Genomic DNA, 20,647 nt, shown 5'->3' with positions numbered 1-20,647 from the left:
GTGTAGTGGCCGATGCAAGGGGCGCCTGTGAGTGAAACATCTAGCTACGCGATGGAAAAGAATATGGGGGCGTGCTCATATCAGGAGGACGCATTCCTAAGCAATTGGACGACCATCTTCACTCCCCGGTAACTACAAATATGATGTCTCTAGTCTGAGTTCGCAGCCCGGCATCGGTTGATGATGTTAGGGGGGCGTGAGCACGCAAATCGATGGGGCAATGAGCAGTTTTTGGCATGTTTTCAATCGTGACGGAGGCGGTTGAGTCACGGCGTCTTCTCACTCAATGTTTGAGAAGAAAACACCGGTTCTCTTAGTTTCTCGAGAAACGACGCCTGATCAACATGCATTTCCAGTTGTCGATAAGTTGGCAAGGAAGCCGGAACAAACTGGCCGTCAATGAAGCGTGACATCTGTATCACTGCTTCCATCGAACGAACACCGTGGACGTACTTTCGTGTGTGCAGGAAAGCTCTGATCAGGTTTTCGGATATGCGGGCCACTCTTTGGCCACCACCGGATGCCCGTATGATCGCGCTGGCGTGCTGATCGAGCATGGAGCGAAGGACAACTGCACGGCGTAGCCGAATCAGACGTGCGACAGGCAATTTGGCCTCTTCGTCCGAGAGAGGATTGATTCCGCCGACGTCGAGGTGCCCTCTGAGGCGACTCACAAAATCCGGTAGTTTTGCCGATTTGGCGTTCGCACCTGTCTCTTTGCTGAAGTCAGCGTATCGCTCGCTTATGCCGCCGGAAAATAGAAAGATTGCCCGTCCAACACGGTACTCCTCGCTCTTGCCCATGAACACTCCGTCCTGCATCGGAGCAAGGAAGTACTTGAGCCATCCCAGTGGCCGGTCGTCCACCGCAGCATCGAACTCGTCGAAGATGACCAAGGGCACTTCTGACGATGCCAGCGCCTTGTCCTGAACCTTGTGAAAGGCCTCTGTTAACTGATCGACAGACACAAACTGAGCCATGTTAAACGTCAAGGGGTCGCTCTTTCTATCAGGGCTCACGCGCTGGAGAACTTCCTTTACGGAAAATGACTTCCCAGAACCAGGTTGTCCGAAGACGGCGATAGAGAGCGGCGTACGCCACGTTGGACTGTTGAGATACTTGTCTATTAGTTTTGCCAGGCTGTTTAAACTCTCAATCTCATCGGACTCGAATAGCTTGAGCTTGCCAAACGGCGCATAGGGAACGGTAATGCGCGCGTCTGGTTTGGCGTTGACGGTTGCTTGTTGAGGCCCTGGTTCGTGACGAAAGACCACTTCTAGGCCTTTCTGTACGAGATCAATCAGTTTGCCATCTTCGTCATCAGTCGAGCCTCTGCATGCGTCAAAATGGGCGTCGGTCCGTTGCCAGTTTCTCGTGGCGACTAGAAGAGCGTTAAACGAAACTGTCGTGAGCAAGTATTCCGCCCCCTTTACATCTGCGGTATCTTTGATGGCGGTCTCACGTCTCGTGACGTTGAGGACGTGCTTCAGGTCATCGATCGGCCTGCACGTGGTGTTCCCCTCGGGTTTTGTGAAGCCTTTACTGAAGTGTAAATTGTAAGCCGCCACCCCCATTCTCAGGGCTCCACCAATATCCCATGGCTTCTCTACGAGAGACGCTGTCGGTTTTTTTGTAACGGCGCTCCACGATAGCTCTCTTATGACGCTTGTCACCATCGTGGTGAACTTTCCCGGCATCGCACCATAGCTTGATGGGTGAAGCTGTGCATGCCTATCGGAGTTCGGGGCGTAGGTCACGCTTCCTTCGCCTGTATCGTGATCCAGACACATTGCGCCTGTTTCCCTGAAGACGACCACAAGATGGCGGCAGACGTCTTTTAGCAGCTTGAGTGGTGAGTCGTTGAGTCGTAACACGACGTCACGAACAGAGCTCTCGAATGCCCCCAGCTCCATGATCAGCGAACCGCCCTTTCTCAAGGCATCCGCCGAGACAACGGCAATGGAGCGATTTCTGAGATCTGTACAGTCTTTGACAGAGGCCGACGTGAGACGCTGTACCAACCTGACCCAACTAGCGTCAAAGGCATCATTTATCGCAAGCACCAGCCCCGCACCGCAGCTACAGGCTAGTTCAGAGAAACGCCGATCATTTTCGTCGCTCGCTTTACTCCACTCTTCGAGTATTTCCCGGAAATAGGGGCTATGGTCGTAGAGCAGCATGATGCGTTGGGCTTTGTTGTCGTTTGCCTGAACTGCCGTCTTCACCGTCTTGACTAGCCATTCAACATATTTCAATCCGTCTTCTTCCGGCGAGCCGCCTTGAGCATTGGGAACCACAACTGTCGTCGCCAGTTGCTCATACCTCACACGGAGGACTTTTGTTTCCTGCTTTGACTTGGATGAACCGGAGGGAAAGGCGTCGAGTACGCTATGCAATTCGCCAAATCGAGTTACCGCGCGGGTTTCGGCTTCACGCAGCGTCGCGAAGCTATCGGTGCTCGGCACAAAAGTAGGCTTAGGGTAGGGAAGCAGAGCTTCCTTTCGGTTGTTTGCTTCTGTCGGGTCTTGCCGTGCCGAGTTGTCAGCGTGTTCGGAGATGGCTGTTGATGGCTCCGTCGATGGGGGGGCGGTGGTTTGTTCTAGTCGTTCCACCAACGCTTCGGTAATCATGTCGGAAAGTAAAGGAGTCGTCGCCTCCCGAACGTGGCCTGTATAGCGGTCGCCGTGCTCATCTGGGACCAGCATGACGTGTCGGATAAGATGGCCTATAAGGACGACTTCAAGGGGAACGTCAGCGTTTGCCATAACACTGTCCTACGAAGAACGGTCGTCGGGATGGGTCGAAAAACAGTGGAGATTTTCTGGTGTGCCCGGAATCCAGGCGTTGAGCCAATCGTAAATTTCTACGGGAAAGCGGCAAGGGCTACATCATCCGTTGGCTCACCAAAATTGCGTCCGGGACAGCTCGTAAATTTTTAACCAGCATTTCAAAGTGTAGGCACACTGCGTGCAGAAGTGTTCCCTCATTCTGCATGGGGTAAACGTGGACAGGCAATTGATATGGCATTAGGTTGCCTGCCGAAGCGACAATTGGACGGAGGGACGACCGGGCGCCGCTTAGTCTGGCGTTTCCTGTCCGCGTGTCTCGGGCGAGGACGATGCCCAGAACATACACCGAACCCCGCGCAATTGCAGCCTGCGGCTGCCCGCCGAAGGACTTCAGCACAGTTTCCGCAATAATTGGGAAAACCCACGCGATCAGGCGTGGGGCATTGATTACGATTGAGCAGACAGTTCTGGTGAACTCACACGGCTGATGGCATCCATCCGGAGCTACGACCGAGCGTAAAGATCCCCTGATTGGCGTGGTTACCATCATCGCTTCGACGCTCGTCGTCAACTTGTAGGAAATAAATGTGATGAAGAGTCCACCGCCAACCGTAGATGCGAAAACGCGCAGACGACGGCTTCGACATCCTCGTGACGGACATCGTCTTGCGCCTGGATGTACCGCCCCATATCTGCTAATGCAGACCGGGCCGCCAGTTCCAGCTACATCAGCCAAGTTGGCATCGCGAAGGCTAAAGCGCGCGGCTCGCGATACCGGGCCGCCGGCTTCAGCGTCGCTCCAGGTTGCACTTATACTTTCTTGTCCGGCTTCGTCGGTGGCGGTCCGCTCAGCCGAACGACTTCTTCGAGCAGATTGAACCAGTATTCTCCACCGAGGGTTACCGCAAGCGAAGAAATCACTACACCGGATAGCCAGAGCCAGAACGCACCACTGGACAAGACACCGAACATGCGTGCACCCCAAGTGGGGGCAGTGTCCGCATTGGCGTAGTACCCGGCGAAAACTAGGTTCTGTCTCGCAACGGACCATCCGATCGGAAGGGCGGAATTCTCAAGATAGGTGAATGCGACGGCCGCCGTTTCTTGCTCGCACTTCACAAGCGCCGTCACTTGTGACGCAGACCATCCTTCGTTGCTGCTTACCTTCGCATTCAGCTCCGCACACTCTGACGATACCCCGCCGCCCAGGATCGGCAGCGGCGCCGCGTTCGCGACCGCTGCTGCGCCTGCAGCCGCACCCGTACTGCTCGAAGCCGCACCGGTGCTCGCGGCCGTGGTGGAAGCCGCACTTGCACTGGTAGCCCGACCTAGCTTCGGCTTACCGGCTTGCGCAGCGGTGCCGCTGGCCGCGCTTGCAACCGCCTTGGAAGCTGGTGTTAGCGCCTGTGCCTTTGTGTTTGTGACTTGACCGGCTTTGCTTTGCGCATTGGCTTTGACGCTCGCCTCGTAGTCGGTGACTGTCTTGATTGCGGCTTGGGCGACCCGTGCCCGAAGCACCGCGTCAGACGAGAGCGCACGCACGACATAGATGACATCGGCGTTCGCGAAGACGCACAAAATGAACGCGCAGACGACACCCCACACACGCGCGTTGCGTTTGTACCATCCCGCCACGCGATCGGTGACCTCCCCGAACCAGTTTTCGACGCCCGTATAGAACATTTCCACGTCGGCGGCAGCCGCATTGACAGCCGGGTTCATGCGAGCGTAAATGGCTTGCAATCCGTTTCGAAGACTCTTCACCTCGTCCGGCAACGAGTCGATCAGGCATTTAATCCCGTCGAGCGTGTTCGTGGCGCTTCTCGTCACCTGACATGAGTTTGACTCCCACTGTTGGATGGCCTGAACATATTGATCAAGTTTGGCGTGCAGTTTGGCCTTATCGTAATTTGACGCCACATCGGTCGAGCCGGAAAAAAAATCAGTCTGGAATGCGTTATTCAACTCCGTGGTGAGCGGAGGGAGATCTTTCAGCCAGGCAGCAGGGAGCAAGTCGAACGTTTTAAGCAACGTATCCAGATTGTCCTCGTCACTCTTCGAACTCATCGCGTCACTCACAATGCCTAGCGCACTGGGCCAACAGAAGCTCAGACCAGCGAGCTTGATGATATCGACACTGCCATCATTCCGCGTGGACGCCTTGATGTCATTGTTCAACCGTGCCGAGAGCCGTGCGAGCGGTCGCGGCGTAGACGCATCCCCGGCGGGGGGCAATTCACTTACAGCTGTCGTGAGGCGTTCGGTGTCGACGGCTGCTTCCGCAAGAAGCATTTTCGCAATCGCATTGCCTCGCTTGTCGAGAATATCGATCAGCGCCGTGGCGAACGTCGCGGGCGCGATATAGGATGGCAGCCGTTTAGCCGACGATCCCAGCGCCCTGATCAACGGGTGCGCATAGAGATCGGTGCTAAGACGCGTCACCGTCTGAGACGTGTCCTTTGCCGGGCCACCAAACATGTTTTCGATTGCCAGCTTGAGTAATTCGCCACGCGTGCGCGACCCGGGCAGGATTTGCAGGATACGCGGCACCGCTTCGACAAGGACAGAATTCACAATGCCGAGCACTGCAAACATCAACAGAACGCCCAATAGCGTGTCGAAAATCTGTCCTAGCATGATGGTCTCCGTTACTGATCCAAAATACGCGTCAGCGCTGCGCGACGCCGAGCGGCTAAGACATCGCCGCGAGCCTTCGACACATCGATTTGAGGGGAATCGGTTGACCAGGAACTGAGTCTCTTGGGTCGTGGAGGCTTGAACGCCACGCACGCTTCGGCATCAGAGAATCATCGCTCTTGTCGGGGGCAAGGTTTATGATCCGCCGTATCAGTTCGGCAGATGTCGCCAGTCCAGACTGAGGGTGATGTCTGTCCGGAACGTGCGGTTATCGCAGACGAACTTTTGAAACGACGACGTTTTCGCTTGCCTCGCAAAGAACGCTTGCTTGAGCAGCGCCATGAGCCATCCCCAACGCGGCGATCTGTCCCGGGAATGGCCTGTCGTTATCACCGGGCCCACGCGCCAAGCCGATACACCGGACACCGTACTAGGCGCGCTCGTTCGAACGGCGTACAGGCATCGAAGGTCGGCAATGGCTCGAGTGACCGGCCCATGGTGATCAGGCCGGCGCGCTGCCTGACTGGTGCGCGTGGCTCTGTCGCGACTTGCGCGCGGTCGGACCGCGCACGCAGCGTTCCTTACAGTACGTTGTCATGCGTACGTCGAATCGCTTAGGATGAGCGTAGGACAGAGTCAGGCCGATATCTTATTATCGTTTTCCCGGTAAGCGCTTTGCTTCGTTATGAAAAATGCATCTTGCGGGGCGCCTGGAACGATCGCGTCAGATGCTTTGTACGAACGAACGTATTGCACTGCAAGCTTGGCTGCGCTAAGCCGCAGAGCCTGACCGTGAGTCAGTTACGCATAGACCATGCGATCGGCAGCAAGCAGTTGGTCCGCGAAATCGCCCGGCACCGCCAGCGCATCCAGAAAGTACTCGAAGACGCGAACCTGAAGCTGGGCTGCGTACCGCCGAACGTTCTCGGCTGCTGCGGCACCCCGTGCTCGCGGCCATCGTTGCCAGCATTCTGAACGGTACCGTGCCACGTCGGGCTTCGGGCGTCCCTCTGTGTTCGCCACCGCACACATTCCTCATAAAAACGATAGGCAATCCTGCCCATCTCCTAGGATTGAACTGATCAACAAAAACTCAACAAAAATAACGAGAGGCTTGGAGACTGTCCGATCGGACGGGCGTTTCTTTCCGTCCTGACCTTATTGATGGCACCTGCGTCAAGACTGCAGTTCTCTCGCATCCGTGCTCTGGGCCAGCGAGAAGGTTTCGCCTTACCCAAACTGTCAAGGAGCACCTTATGTGTCGGGGTCAGTCGAGAATCTATCTGGCGAGCGGCCTGCTTGCCTTAATTTGTGCGCTTGCTGGATGTGCCTCTGTCACCGCAATAGTTATCGACCCAGCCACGGGCCAAGCTAAGACGAATGCGATCGATGGGATCCCATACTACCAGCCGGCGCCATATCTGCTCGTCACGGAGGTGCCGCTTGATGAACAGGCAACGCCAAATGGGCGAGCAGGCGGAGCTGGCGCCGCACCTTCCGGTGACAACAAATCGCAGACTGGAAGCAACGCTTCACAGGATGGCAGTGGCACTTCTCCAAGCAGCGCTTCAGATACGTCATTCAGCATGTTCACAAAACAATATGGACTAAAGCTTATCTACCTTCCCGATATGTCGCGACCTATGGTGTTGCAACAGCATCCCGGCATCGGTTCAACCCAGCTAAACGCATCGTTGCAGAACGGATGGATGTTGACGTCAATTAGCGGATCCGCCGATAGCAAGACGGCTGAAACGCTTGCCTCCATCGGCTCACTGATATCGGCAGCAAAGGGCGGTGGAGGATCGGGAGGCACAGGTTCGGCGACCACCTCTAAGAAGGGTGGGGGCCGTGAAGGTAATCCTGTCCAAACCCCGGTGCTGCCACCGGGGCTATACCGACTTGTTTTTGACAAGGTGACAGGCGGCCTGATAAACGTTTGTCAAGTGGTCAAGTTTTCTACAACTGGCATCGAGAACGCTTCGAAGGCGGACACATGCCTCAAGTAATAATCGGTTTCGAAGGTGCGCCATGAGTACTCCAGTTGGACTTGAATCGTATCCTCTGGAGATGTCGGCCGACGATGCCGCAGCCGAACCGCAACCGCCCGGCCTTAACATTCGCGTTCAGCACCAGAAGCAAACCTACTGGTGTTGGGCAGCGGTCGCGTCGACCGTGTCCTATTTTTATGCGATTGGTAGTCCATGGAGTCAATGCGCCCTTGCATCGGAAGCCTTCCCCACGGGTAACTGCTGCGAGAACGGCAGTCTGAAATCTTGCAACGACACATTTGACCTCGACAAGGCATTCGCTTTCACTGGCAACCTCGATGGCTCCCCGGTTAACGATCAGGTTCAGGTCGCAGACCTTATCAATGCAATCGGGATCGGGGCACCAGTATGCATCCGCATCGAGTGGGACAATGGTCAAGGCCACTTCGTCATCGTCCGCAATGCGATGGACTACGGGGCCGGCGGTTCGGTGGCCATTTCAGATCCGCTATACGGGGAAAGCGTTCATTCGATTGCCGACCTCAACGGGAATTATCTCAACGGCAATGACGGTCGCTGGACGGACACATACTACACAAAAGGGTGAGACATGGCCTTCAGCGTCACACCGTATCCATCGGACATCAAGGGGCTTGGCCGTAAGGTTCGCGTGGCCCTCGGTCAGCTTGGCGAGCCAGTACCTGAGGGGTCACGTCTCTCGCTGCTAGAACCGATCCCCGTCTATAGCGGGCGCAGCGCAAGGCTTGGCAATTCACTGACGAAATTTGTGCATCCGTCAGGACGCCGGGCAATCGTTCTGGACGACGGCCGCCCAATAGCCCTCCTCGACCTGCCCGCGAATCCGGAGCATTCTAGCAAGCCATTGAGCATTCGCGGACACGATGCCGCGCGAGCACTATTTAGCGCACTGCGCGAGGCAGAACAATTGCCGAATCGGGAAAACACAGAACTGGAAGTGCGCTTTGTGATTTTCCACAGCCTGTCCGTCACTGCGCTCTGGCTGATGTCCGAGCATTCTGTCTTCATCCCCACGCGAGTCGGTTCTGCTGACAGGCCGAAGCCCATGACCTTTTCCGAGCCCGACTTCATAAAACTGTTGAGGCGCTGCCGTCAGCGACTGCGTCGTCACAAATCAACGTCTGGCGCGGTCAACCGTTGAAACCCGAGAGAAAAGGCAAAATTCTTGACCTGTATAGCGGCGGAGGTTTTGGCCGGCGGTGGGGAGTCGAGTGCAGCTAATCGCTTGCGATGACCAACATCGGCGGCCCCGGTCCCACCGGGATTTAAGCTCGTTGAGCGATGAAGAAGAGGTGGGCAGCGATAATCATCGTCGCTACCGCGACCCTTTGTGCGGTGTAGAACAGACGATGTATATCGACCTCGCGGATTCTCTTCTGAATTCCTAAGGTTGTTTCGTGATGTCGAAGATTCCTGCTTCAAAGAGGGATACGATGGAAAAGAGACTGCCAAGGTTGATGAATGCTTCCACGCAAGGGGATGGATATGGCGCATAGACCACCTGCCGGTTCAGCAAAAATCACGTTGCCTTCCATACCGGTTCCAGGCCTTCCTGGAGCGAGCATTCAAGGTTATTTCACGTTGCAGATTTCGCAGACGGGCAGCCCGTCAATCCCGTCTGGGGGAATCACATTCACAATCGGTGGGCAGCAGCCTCCGGAGAATGTACCAGATCCACTCCCACCTATCGTTGGATTTCCCCCAGATCCTGCACCGGGACCGTATCCAGATCCGGAACCCGAGCCCGAACCGCAGCCGGAACCCGAGCCGGAACCCGAGCCGCAGCCGGAACCCGAACCGCAGCCGGAACCCGAACCGGAGCCGGAACCCGAACCGCAGCCGGAACCCGAACCGGAGCCGGAACCCGAACCGGAGCCAGAATCCGATCTAGGAGATGACGGCGATCTGGTGGAAGCAAGGTCGGTGACGATCACTGCACCGGCGTTGGGCGCCTATCTAGGCAACGTGCCACAGAACCAAATTCCCGATGCGCCAGCAGGCACTTATATTTCAGGTCAGATCGGGGTAAATGTTGCTGCCGACGGTACCAGAACGATCACTGTGTGGAATGTCTTCCTCAATTTCTCGTGGGAAGGTGGCGGAACTTCGGAGCTTCCGCGACCGGGATGAGCATGTAGGGCGGGCTACTTCGAGATCGACTACGGTAGAAGGTCTCCTCGCAATCGCCAACGTGCACGAAGAGGATTGCAGAGAAAGCAAAAGTCGAGAGGTTGTAGTGTTACGCAAGGACGCTTGATCCGTGAGCATTTAAGAGACGAACTGCGCGATCCCATCCCACAGCGCGCATCGCGCTTACGAAAAGGCGCCTGGAAATATTCAAACTAACATGGCAAACGGATTCATTGCGGCTACGCACGAGGCGGAGCAAGAGCCTCGCGAGATTCTGAGCACGACCCCTCGCCTGATCCTTTACAGAAGTATTGTGGCGGCGATGGATGCACAATCGATCATTGACTCGGCAGTCCCGTTGTTGAGACCGGCCTTGGTAAGTGGTGAAAATGGCGGAGTACAGAAAGATGGGCGCAGTGCGCAGTCGGCGTGGCTGCCCCATGACGCCAATGCAAGCGTGGCAAAAGTCGTCGAGGCGATCTCCGGACTTGTCGGGCTCGACTCGACGCGGGCCGAGCAGCTACATGTGATTCGATACCGACGTGGCGACGAGTATCGGGAACACCTTGATGGTTATGACATGAACACGGAGCGCGGGAGGCGTTGCACGAAATCTCGAGGCCAACGACTGATCACAGCTCTTCTTTACATGAACGAGGGATTCATTGGCGGTCAAACCGTCTTCCCGAAGCTCGGCGTAGCAGTAACGCCGACGCAGGGCTCCGTGCTGATTTTCGAGAACTGCATGAGCGATACGCTTACACCCGACACGAGAGCTTTGCACGCTGGTCGTCCAATTCAGAACGGTGAAAAGTGGCTGGCTACGCTTTGGTATCGGGAAAGCTGACCGCCGGATGTGATGGAAGAAACCGAAGCCATATTGCGCCTTGAAGCACTCGCGAAACGTTCGCATGGACACCTCGGTGGACGGCACGGATACGCGTTGTAACGTCTAGCACTCTGTCGCTTACGAGGTTGAACATGGTTACACCCAGCGATTCTTCCGATGCCGCGTCTGAACAGGCCGAGGGGGAAGCCTTAAAGGACTGTCTGGACCGCGAAATTGCGCTCGAGGAGAGGGTGCAAGACCCCGGTGAAAAAGCGCTTGTGTCCGACCAGAATGCAAGCTCGACCTCAAGATGGAGTAACCCGTTAATCGTTGCGATCTTTGCTGCGTCACTTGCAGCGATTGGTAGTGCCTCTGTGGCACTGATCAACGCCAAGTACGGACGTGACCTCGAAGCGAGGCAGTCGGAACACGCGAGGATTCTGGAGGTAATCAAGACAGGCGATCCGGATAAGGCCGCGATCAATCTAGATTTTCTGCTGAGCGCGGGGCTGATCGTCGACCCTGACACCCAGCGAAAGCTGCACGAATTCCTGAAAAATAGACTGCCGGGCACAGGCCCAGCCCTGCTCGCGCAACCTCCGCAGCCATTCGAAAGCCCATCCGATTTCCACGCGTCTGAACTGGTCTTTCTTAGAGCATGGTTGCAGCGATTAACGCAGGCTCCAGACGTTAAAGTAAATAAGTCGACGCTCGACGAGGTAATCGTGAAAACGAGGATGGCAGAGCAGCAGGTCGCCGAAGACCGCCGTTCGAAAACAAGCTCTGGAAAACCCTAGATCCAAAAATAAATTCAGGAACTAATTATCCTAAAGATCGCTAGGTAAGGGCGACTGAAGGTTCAAAGCAATAGCGCAAAGAGCCAGGTGACTAGGCGACAAGTTGATAAGCGGAAATATTTTTTCAAGGTTGAGAATATCTTAAGCGATCAATGGTTAAAAGGAGCATCGTGGAAAATGGATACCCAAGAAATACCTTTAACGGAGATTATGATCCCTCGAGAGATACCTGTTCTTCGATTCGATCCTGGGAAGCTGCTCAGAATTCGGCTGCCGATTCCATGGTTCAGTAAAATTCTGTTCTTCGTCAAAAGTTTGATGTTCTACCTTTTAGGCGCGCAAGGTCTCTGCTATGTGCTGGGAAGGATTATCCATATACCGCCTGAGGTACCCCTACTTCTAGAAACAACCGCTATTTCACTTTGTATTTTCGCAAATTGGCGCGGAGCGACGCTCTCGCTACTGCTTGCTGAACAGAGGTTGCGAGTAGTAACCCCAATATCATGGAAAAGCGTCCGTTGTCGTCTAAAGGTACGGTTGAGCACAACGAAGATTTTAGACCAGTGGGTTTGCGACCTTTCAATCAACGGGTACGTCGTCGCGAAAAGTTTGGCCTCAATCGACGCAGCAAGTGCGGAGCGGCCGTTCACAGACTTCGCTGCAGCTTTTCCGAGCGTGGAAGATCCTGAAGATAGCGGCCCCGGATTTACGCGAGACATTGTTCAGGACGAGCCGCCTCGGGAGGATGTACAGTCGTCTCTCGTTGCAACCAACCGTCAAGACTTAGATCGAGTAACCGATAAGCCGCTCGTTTTTCTGGTTTACGGTACTTGGGCCACCCGTTCACTGTGGGCAATTCCAGATAGATCGAAGTTGGTGACCGCACTACGAAGTCGTGTAACCCAAGTCCTTGAGTTCAGGAGGTTTTGTTGGTCGGGTGCCAATAAACAGAACTCGCGACTTGAAGCGGCCGACCGGCTCGCAAACGAAATGCGACTAGCACTTAGCTCCAGTGCAAGTCCGATATTCGTTCTGGCGCACAGCCATGGCGGAAACATTGCGGTTCGTGCATTCGAGACATTGTCACAATTAGAACAGCGAAACGTAAAGATTATTCTCATGGCGACCCCATTTCTTTGTTCGGGCCGCCGTTTCAATGTTCGTGACATCTATGATGCCTTGCCTGGATTTATACGACGTAACTTGAAGGCCGTGTGCGTCATGGGCTCTTTTTCATGGGCGTACATCGCATTTTCAGCAAAAAAAGCGGCTTTTTTAGCTGACGAGCCACAGCTTCTGCCTTTCGCAACCACCCTCGGGCGGTTGCAATTTCCCCTGATTGCATTGCTTTTTTTTTGCCCGTTCGTGCTGTTTGGTTTACTTTGGAGAAAGGGAGAGCAGATGTTCGCAATGCTTCCGCCCTTTGACCCGGATATCGAATGGAGACGCAATTTTCGAGATCCTTCCAGTTTTCTGGTGCTTGCATATTCTCAGGACGAAGCATTTCAGGCGCTTTCGGTCGTCATCAACCTATTATCAATATTTCATCAAATGATGTTTTTGGGAATTCTGTCAATCGCGTGGTTAAGTGCCAGGTTTAAAGCTATCGACGCTCTCGCGGTGCTGCCGTGGATAATCATGGAGCTGTGTTCGATACTGGTTGCCACATCTGTCAGCGGATTTATAGTATTGAATTCAATCGCCGATAAATTGGTGATCCTGAAACCTTTAGTCGCGACAATGAGAGATCGTGGTTATGTCGTTTTCAGCGGTTATATTTTTCCTGCGGTGGACTACAGTTTCAAATTATTTCTGATTCTAATTTTTTTGGCAGCAACTGCAATCCTTGCGAGCATGATCAGCATGCTTATTGCCGGAGCTTTTCGCATCAGCGTGTTTTATTTTATTGGTGTATTGGAGCAGATGTGCGATCAAACGCAATTTTTGAATTCTGTTCTTGGCACTGTTTCGATTTCAATGCTTCCAATAGGCCCGTCGGAGTCTGCGATGGTAGACGGGCATGCCTTATTCAATCACGTGAAAATCTATGATGACGAGCAGGCGATTCGGCGGATTTGCGAATTCATCCAGCGTACATTAAAAACTGAATCACAAAAATGAAGGATGATAGCTTTCACCGTTCCTGTTTTCGCCATGCACAGAGTCACGAACCGCCGGAACGGGGCGGCACCCAGCATTCGATCTTCTCCAGAGCGGCCGTTCGCGGCTAAGGAGATGTGCGAGTGCGCAAATGGCACCTCCGGCCGAGCACCCGCCGGCCAACGTTGCCAAGCGAATGGCCGTTGTACCTTGAAAGCTGCAGTCGAGGCGGCGTCGGGTCGAACGGCGGCAGTGGGTCGAGGCTGTGTGAAAACGCAGAAGTACTCGGTTTTCGGGTGTCGTCTTACCCTTCCCAAGTTGCTGCTAGGCCAATACAACGCGATCTGAAGGGTCGATTTTCTAGAGCGCGCATTCAGGACGCGTTTTCACACAGCCTCGGTCGTGTGCTGCCGATCGCCCGACAGACAGGGACCGCCTAAGGGAACCTTTGCATAACATTCAGGACCGTCTTCTGCGGGCTAGAAACACACTGCTTGTCATCGCAGTGCCGCCCAGAAGCCTAGCAACGTGAGCGTTATCTAAAGTATGGCAAGGGAGCAGCCAAAACCGTCAGCGCTTGGGGCAGCAGGACGACACCGCAGGCTGTTATAGGAGGGTGGACCCGCGCGCCGCGTCAGCGACAGTTACGTCGGAAACGTGAAACGTCAGAAACGTCGGAGCCTACCAATGAGATTAGTCTTCAGCATATATCGTCGAATGGCGACGGCGCCGCGCGCTTGGCCTTACGTGTGCGCAATTTTTCCCGGACCGCTGCTCGCCTTTCCCCTCGACGCTTGAGTTTCCTGACCTCATATGCGCCGTCCAAGGCGCAGCGCAAGCGTCGCAACTCAATCAACGACATGACGCCAATGGCGGCCGTTGCTAGCGCCATGACAAGGGTGGTCGTTTGTCCCACATCGAACTGACCATCCGTCTGGGTCCAAATCGCACAGATTGCGATTACTGGCAGCCAGGCAATGCTTGAGGCCGTCATGAGGCGCGAAACTCCGTTCTTGTCGAGTCCGATCCAACAGGGTGAGAGTTCACTGGATGAGAAATCTCCGTTATCCGTAATTCGGCGTCTCGCGAGCGCGGAGTTCAGCATTTTAGCTTCGGATAGCAGAAAAAGAGAGATTGAAAGTATAAAGAGCGGCCCACCAATTGAAAAGAGTCGCTCGTCAAGCGTCTGCCCGAGCAAAGAGAATTTTTGACGTGCTTCACGTCCTTTGTCATTGAAATAGCTCGCAGCTTGCGATGTCGTCATTGATCCTACGTCGCTCATAAACCGTCTTAGATGAGGGAAGTCGTTTTCGTAGCTAGTTGCATCGAATCTGGTCAGGTGCAGGCGGTACAGCAAATGTGGCAGTTCGTCGACCGCACGGCTCAGAACGTTCTGCCGTACCCTGCTGAGCAGTGCAATGCTTGATAAAGCATTCTTGAGCTGCGCCGGGCCGAACGTATCTGTCGCAATTGTCGTGTCCAGATGGCCGATTTTTATCGCGTAAATTATTCTTTTGGAGGCTTGGTCGGTATTTGTTGGAAGAGGAACAAATTCTAGAAGTAGTACCCAATCGTGAGAAACCTTAACGCTCTCTTCCGATAATTGCACTTGTGGGACACGGCGCGGCTGCTCAGATCCGTCTTCGACATACACTCTACTCAGCTCCATGTTGAGCGGCAGTTTATCGCACGGAAAAGACGAACTCGGATTCGTACCAGGCTGCACGCACAAAGGGGTCGGCGAGGATTTGTCCCGCCGTGTAACGATGTCGAACGCGTGTCGAAGTGTAACGTCGGTCGGAGCATGTACATATCGCACTGGCGCTGTGTGCAAGTCTCTTAGAATTTCCGAAACGGTCGAGTTGTATCCCGGCAGGGGATACGAAAGTGGACCTAAATAGAGATGCCGGTGAAGTGTTCCGATGCCGAAGCGACCGGCGAACTCCGTTGCCACGCGCCTGACGCGCTCGGACTCATACTGAATAATGTCGGCCATGCCTGGAGTAAGGGAGCGTTCGCTGAGGTCAACATCGAGCGAGAATGCCATTACAACGGATTCGAGTGCTGTCGCCTCGATTTGCGCGGCTTCGTAAGCGCGCGTGTCTCCGGGCAGGCATGCGTATGCAAGCAACAAAGCACTAGCACCGACCAGTGCAAGCCAGGTTCTGGACATTGACGCCGTGATTTCTTTCACGCGGGAATCCTCCCGAAACCGGTATCGATTGCCGATGCCCTCCATCATATCTAGTGCAAGGCATCGTATCCGCGCATTCTACTTGGCGGCAAGCTCGACACGTTCTCGAAATTGAGCAAGGCAAACTTGTTCGCGTGAGGGTCCCGCGCGCGGAGATGCACACCGTCAATTGGCTGCCCCTGAGTGGGCGAAAACGAGCTCATTAACACGTGCTGGCGCAGCTTCTACCGGTCAATCCACAAACCTCGCCTGTCGCAGTGCACCAATGCGGATCACTTTTTAAAAAACAGAGTCAGTCGTCGGTTAGCGCCGAACTCCCGGCACTCGTGAGTGGCGTCTTGAAAACGCACGCTGAACGTGGCGTTCGAAAAAATCGAAGCTTCAGATCGTGCCGTGCCGGCTTGGCAGCATCTCGGAAAGGTAAACCTACCTACACCCGAAAACCGTACCTTTGCGTTTTCACACGGTCGGTCGTGTGCCGCCGGTCAACGTCAGGCAGCGACCGGCCAACCTCAGACCTTCGCTGCCTTCTCCGGTGGACGTTAGAAGATCTGTACCTCTCGGATAACGGAGGTTTTTTCGGCCACCATCTTTGTCGCTTTTTAGTCGAGCAGCCATCAGATCGGTGCTCAATCCGGCTAGCAGTGTTTGTGTATCGGCCGGCGGGCATGCTGCGGCCGCCGTGTTCGATCGGGGCGACGCATGTGATCTGCTTTCTCGGGCGACCGTCGGAGCTAGTGAACGACTGCTATTGAGTAAGTCGACCGACTGTTTCGGGTCGCGTGCCGCCGATCGCAGTCGTGCAAGGCCGGGGTAAGTACGCGCATTGCGTGAGGCGGCACGCGGCCACCAGCGGTCAGTCGCCCGTCCATTCAAGCTAACGCTCGAACGTCAGGTTCGCATCGTCACGGGACATCGGAGCGCCGGGCTCCGCCGCCGAAATCGCCTCGATGCATCTCAATGATCCCATGGACCGCCTGTGGGTCGCGGATTGCTCGCTGCGGCTTTGAAGTCGTCAAAACAACTAGCACGCCAGTTGCCCGAATGACGAGCTAAAAGGCATCAAGAACGTGTTTTGTTCTACGCCGGACGTTGACCGCCGACCGCTTAACTTGCCGGATCTAATGTTTTCGCGGACGTAGGCCCGTTAGTGTTCGCGCCAGTCTTAAGCGTGACAGTGATGTCAATTTTCTTACCTGCAACAATTGCCGCCTTCCACTCCTTGAGCAACTCGGGGTCCTGTTCGCTCTCGCCAACTGCGAATCTTATTTCTTGGAAAGCATGGGCTTTGATAGGCGTCCACGTGTCGTCGGGTTTCGGATGAAGCCACAGTTCTTTTCCGTCGAAAGTAAGCGTCGCTCGGTTCGCAATGACACCATCTGAGTCACCTGAATTCAAGACGCCCACAACGAGTTCTAAGTCTCCGGTTCTTGGAGTCTCACTCTGCCGCATAGAAGGGAAAATCCCAGCGAGATCTTTAAGCGCCGACACCTCCCGTGACAAGACCTCAGATGGCCGTTGAAGCATGTTAATAGCGCCTTGCTTATCTTTTTGTGCCTGTATCGTAAGCAGTTCGTATTGGACCGTGCCATTCGGGATTAAATTTAGGGGGGCAGGAGGGGTCCAATCTTTTAGGGCATCGATATTAGACTGGAGGGCCTCGACCTCCACAGTCGTGGTATTCATTATTCCTGCCGCAACACTTTCGACTCGGTCTATGCATTCATCCGACCAGTCTGCCCCGTCCAGCCAGCTCAGGCAGTCGGGGTCGCCCTGTTGCTGCACGCGCATCAAAGACTCACGAAGACTTGCCTTCAGTCTTTGGTCTTTCTGCAACTCGCCAAGTATTTTCGCGCCAATCTTATGATTTTCCACGAAATAGTTTTCGCTTACATATTCTATTTGCAGACGCGGCTTTTGAAGTATGTGATTCATATAATACCCCACCGCAGCCGACACCGGATTGAGACAGATTGCAACCAGTGTAGTAATAAAGGTCTTCCTCGCCGCGCTAAGCGAACCTTCTTCTTTCTGCTCTTTTTCATTCTCGAGCGGCTTCTTGTCCGAGGCATTCTGGTTTGGGCTATCAGGCTCCATCTGGCCTCTCCTGCGTGTCCCGATTATTTCAAACTGAAAGACTTCGGCGAATTTTGATGGGGAAGCAAACGTGCAGTCGAGCAGCTACCAGGAATTCCAGATTAGGCTAAAGGATGGGAACCGAAATGGCAGTCTCTACTTTCTGTCGGGCTCCGCTAGCTTTTGGCGGCTTATGCAGGTGCCCGGCTTAATGCCGCCTTATTGAAGAGACAACTGTCCAATAACGGGCATCGCTAGTGACTCGAACAATATTGGATGCGTGAATTGCGCGGTTCTCGCCGAAAAGCCGTGGCGCTCCGATACGTCGCAGAAACATAATAGAGACCCCGAGGCTAGCGCCGATACCGCGCCCATCGCGAAGATCTCGCTGGTGCGTGGGGAACAATCGCAAATATCAAGTCTGGCAAAAAAATCGAACTTTTGAGCTGGGCCGACGACCGGCCGGTGCGGCGCTTCGATGCATCGGAAGCCAGCGCCCATTACGCCGCACTTGAATCACAGCATCGAAGCGACAGTTCGATCATGATCAGGGACTTCATTAGTGTCGGCTACGATCGTTGGCGGTTCAACAAGGCGGACGTTAGCGTAGGTCACAGCAACCTAGGACTGGCCATGGGGCTGTTGAACCCTTCGAAGGAGCCGTTGGAGCGGATCGTGGCCCAGCGTCTTCAATGGGTCCAGGTTGTGTAAAAACGCGACGCTGACGCATTGACGATTGCACACGATCACCGACACGCGCCGACGACCTCTCTGAGTCCGTCCAACGGTTGCTGGTTTTCTTGACTGTTATGTGAGAGAACGAGGTGCTTAGGCGCTCTAATGCGCGGCGACGAGGCCGGCCTGATGCTAGCCCAGCCTTAGACGCGCATCTTTTGCATCACCGTTCCGGTGCCGAAGATCGCCATGACGCGCTTGAGGTTGTACGCGAGCACGTGAAGGCTCATCTCAGTGCTGACATGCTCGCGTGTCTTCATTAGGAAGTGCGCCGCGCCCATCCAGAATTTCAGCGTACCGAACGGGTGCTCGACAGTCTGACGGCGTATGCGCATCATGTCCGGCTTCTGGTCGAGCCGTTTCTGCATCTCCTCGACGACAGCCTCATGTTCCCAACGCTTTATCCGGCGAGCCTGTTTGCCCGATGTGCATTGTTTTCTGATGCCACAGGTAGAACAGGCTGAGCTCGAATAGCAATGCAGCGTCATGCCATGCTCGATGTTCGTGAAACGCCAGTTGAGCCGCTGCTGGGCGGGGCAAAGATATTCGTCGTCTTTGGCAACGTAAATAAAATCCTGCTTGCCGAAGTAGCCTTCAGCGTTCTTGCCCGACGTCAGCGGTTTGGGAACGAAGGTCGTAATGCCCGCTTCATGGCATTGCAGGACTTCCTCGCTTTTGAAGTAGCCCCGGTCGGCAACAACAGTCAGTTCCTTGATGCCTGTAGCCTCTCGCGCCTGCCTAGCCATGTTCGTCAACTGAGCACGGTCGTTGCCTACGTTGGTGACCTCGTGCGCCACGATCAGATGATGCGTATCATCAACCGCCGTCTGAACGTTGTAGCCAACCATTCCCGTTCCCCGGCCGCTGGTAGCCATTGAGCGCGCGTCTGGATCAGTCAACGATACCTGTCCATCGGGCGACTCGCGCAATCGCTGCTCCATCGCCTTGAGGTCTTGCATCTGCTGTTTGAGCTTGCTGATCTTGTCGCCGATGCGGCTCGTCTTCGCCTCAGCTACATCCGATTGAGTACGGTCTGCCGTCTCCAACGCGGAAAGATATCGCGCGATGCTTTCATCAATTTGTTGCAGGCGCGCCTTGACCTTCCCGCTAGTGAAATTCCGATCACGATTATTGACGGCTTTGAACTTGCTACCGTCGATGGCCACTATCGACTTTGAGAAAAGATCCAGATTTCGGCATAGCACGATGAACTGACTGCAAACATTGCGGATTGCCTTGCCATTGTTGCGTCGGAAATCGGCGATGGTCTTGAAGTCCGGCGAGAGGCGGCCTGTTAGCCACATAAGCTCGATGTTGCGCTGGGTCTCACGCTCCAGGCGCCGACTCGACTGAATCCGATTCAGATAACCGTAGATGTAAATCTTAAGTAGAACGCATGGATGATAGGAGGGTCGTCCCGTTGCTGCAGGTGCGGTTCCGTCAAAGCCGAGACCACGAAGATCAAGCTCATCGACAAAGACGTCAACTACGCGCACCGGATTGTCGTCGGACACATAGTCCTCGAGATACTCGGGCAGCAAGACAGCTTGCTTACGGTCTTCGCCTTCAACGAATCGCTTCATGTGCCCGCCCGACCTGAATGCGTTACTTCAGTTTAGGCGATCAGCGTGCGTTTTCACACAAGCTGGGTCGACATCTGCCCGATGAGTCCGGCGGCGCGCGGCCACTTTGCGTGCTTGCTGAGGCGCAGCTGCAGTCACCGGAGGATTTCTCGTCGACTGGTGCAAATGGCAGAAGACGTGCGGAAACGGGAGAACGACAATGATGATGAATATTGATGATTCTGCACTCGTTATGGTTGATCTCCAGGAGCGTTTGATGCCGGTAATCCATCAAGGCGGTGAGGTCCTACGGGAGGCTATCCGACTCGGCCATATCGCGCAGATACTCGGTGTTCCTGTATTCGGAACGGAGCAAAATCCGCGACATCTCGGACCGAATCTACGCGACGTGAAGAATCTATGTTCGCGAACGCTCGTGAAAAACACTTTCGACGCGCGCGGCGCTGGACTGGTTGAGATGTTGCCAACCGGTACAGGCAGTGTGGTGCTTGCAGGATCTGAGTCGCATGTTTGCGTTCTTCAGACAGCGTTTGGCCTACTCGAAAGAGGCATCGGAGTGACGGTGGCGCGCAACGCGGTGGGGTCCCGAAAGAATACCGACCTGGAAGCCGCAATGGAGCGACTTGATCGGGCAGGGGTGCAGTTGGTAACCGTCGAGATGATCGCCTTTGAATGGCTACGTAGCTGCGACCACGTCAAATTCCGCGAGGTACTCAAATTGATCAAATGACCGGCGACGCGTGCTTC

At 54.8% G+C, this 20,647-nt stretch carries 15 protein-coding genes; 9 read left to right on the top strand and 6 right to left on the bottom strand.

Features of this window, described 5'->3' with window-relative positions:
- Positions 1–266 precede the first annotated feature (266 nt).
- The 3 genes from P0D84_RS30075 to P0D84_RS30065 form a co-directional block, all read right to left on the bottom strand.
- Positions 267–2,765, bottom strand: a complete 2,499-nt coding sequence (locus P0D84_RS30075) for an AAA family ATPase (protein ID WP_408342648.1) — start codon at positions 2,763–2,765, stop codon at positions 267–269.
- A gap of 834 nt (positions 2,766–3,599) precedes the next feature.
- A complete protein-coding gene (locus tag P0D84_RS30070) occupies positions 3,600–5,426 on the bottom strand; it encodes a hypothetical protein (protein ID WP_408342646.1) in 1,827 nt (608 codons plus the stop codon).
- A gap of 210 nt (positions 5,427–5,636) precedes the next feature.
- Positions 5,637–5,768, bottom strand: a complete 132-nt coding sequence (locus P0D84_RS30065) for a hypothetical protein (protein ID WP_408342644.1) — start codon at positions 5,766–5,768, stop codon at positions 5,637–5,639.
- Positions 5,769–6,218: 450 nt separating this feature from the next.
- On the opposite strand from P0D84_RS30065, the gene P0D84_RS30060 reads away from it, so the two are divergent.
- The 8 genes from P0D84_RS30060 to P0D84_RS30025 all read left to right on the top strand — a co-directional run bounded on the left by P0D84_RS30060 (position 6,219) and on the right by P0D84_RS30025 (position 13,333).
- Positions 6,219–6,401, top strand: a complete 183-nt coding sequence (locus P0D84_RS30060; protein ID WP_408346371.1) for a hypothetical protein — start codon at positions 6,219–6,221, stop codon at positions 6,399–6,401.
- 281 nt (positions 6,402–6,682) lie between these two features.
- Positions 6,683–7,435: a hypothetical protein gene (locus P0D84_RS30055; RefSeq protein WP_408342642.1), complete on the top strand. Its 753-nt coding sequence runs from the start codon at positions 6,683–6,685 to the stop codon at positions 7,433–7,435.
- A 22-nt stretch (positions 7,436–7,457) separates the two neighbouring features.
- Positions 7,458–8,024, top strand: a complete 567-nt coding sequence (locus P0D84_RS30050) for a papain-like cysteine protease family protein (RefSeq protein WP_408342640.1) — start codon at positions 7,458–7,460, stop codon at positions 8,022–8,024.
- A 3-nt stretch (positions 8,025–8,027) separates the two neighbouring features.
- Entirely contained in the window at positions 8,028–8,597 is a 570-nt protein-coding gene (locus tag P0D84_RS30045) for a hypothetical protein (RefSeq protein ID WP_408342638.1), read from the top strand.
- A gap of 320 nt (positions 8,598–8,917) precedes the next feature.
- Positions 8,918–9,586, top strand: coding sequence for a hypothetical protein (locus P0D84_RS30040; protein ID WP_408342636.1), 669 nt, complete (start codon positions 8,918–8,920; stop codon positions 9,584–9,586).
- 217 nt (positions 9,587–9,803) lie between these two features.
- Positions 9,804–10,433, top strand: a complete 630-nt coding sequence (locus tag P0D84_RS30035) for a prolyl hydroxylase family protein (protein ID WP_408342634.1) — start codon at positions 9,804–9,806, stop codon at positions 10,431–10,433.
- Between the two features lie 134 nt (positions 10,434–10,567).
- Positions 10,568–11,212: a hypothetical protein gene (locus P0D84_RS30030; protein WP_408342632.1), complete on the top strand. Its 645-nt coding sequence runs from the start codon at positions 10,568–10,570 to the stop codon at positions 11,210–11,212.
- A gap of 177 nt (positions 11,213–11,389) precedes the next feature.
- The gene (locus tag P0D84_RS30025) at positions 11,390–13,333 is read left to right on the top strand and encodes an alpha/beta fold hydrolase (RefSeq protein WP_408342630.1); all 1,944 of its coding nucleotides are present in this window, start codon (positions 11,390–11,392) and stop codon (positions 13,331–13,333) included.
- 679 nt (positions 13,334–14,012) lie between these two features.
- Here the strand turns inward: P0D84_RS30025 and P0D84_RS30020 are convergent.
- From P0D84_RS30020 to P0D84_RS30010, 3 genes are all read right to left on the bottom strand, one after another.
- A complete protein-coding gene (locus tag P0D84_RS30020) occupies positions 14,013–15,506 on the bottom strand; it encodes a hypothetical protein (protein ID WP_408342628.1) in 1,494 nt (497 codons plus the stop codon).
- A 1,107-nt stretch (positions 15,507–16,613) separates the two neighbouring features.
- Positions 16,614–17,603 (bottom strand): hypothetical protein, encoded by a 990-nt coding sequence (locus tag P0D84_RS30015; RefSeq protein ID WP_408342626.1) that lies wholly within the window; start codon positions 17,601–17,603, stop codon positions 16,614–16,616.
- Between the two features lie 857 nt (positions 17,604–18,460).
- Complete coding sequence (locus P0D84_RS30010; protein ID WP_408342624.1) at positions 18,461–19,900, bottom strand: IS1182 family transposase; 1,440 nt, start codon at positions 19,898–19,900, stop codon at positions 18,461–18,463.
- Between the two features lie 199 nt (positions 19,901–20,099).
- Here P0D84_RS30010 and P0D84_RS30005 point away from each other — a divergent pair, with 199 nt between their 5' ends.
- Complete coding sequence (locus P0D84_RS30005; RefSeq protein WP_408342622.1) at positions 20,100–20,630, top strand: isochorismatase family protein; 531 nt, start codon at positions 20,100–20,102, stop codon at positions 20,628–20,630.
- The last annotated feature ends 17 nt before the right edge of the window (positions 20,631–20,647 follow it).

The sequence above is a fragment of the Paraburkholderia sp. RL17-337-BIB-A genome (assembly GCF_046025895.1).
GTDB classification, from domain to species: Bacteria; Pseudomonadota; Gammaproteobacteria; order Burkholderiales; family Burkholderiaceae; genus Paraburkholderia; species Paraburkholderia fungorum_C.
This window is presented reverse-complemented; position numbering and strand designations above follow the sequence as displayed.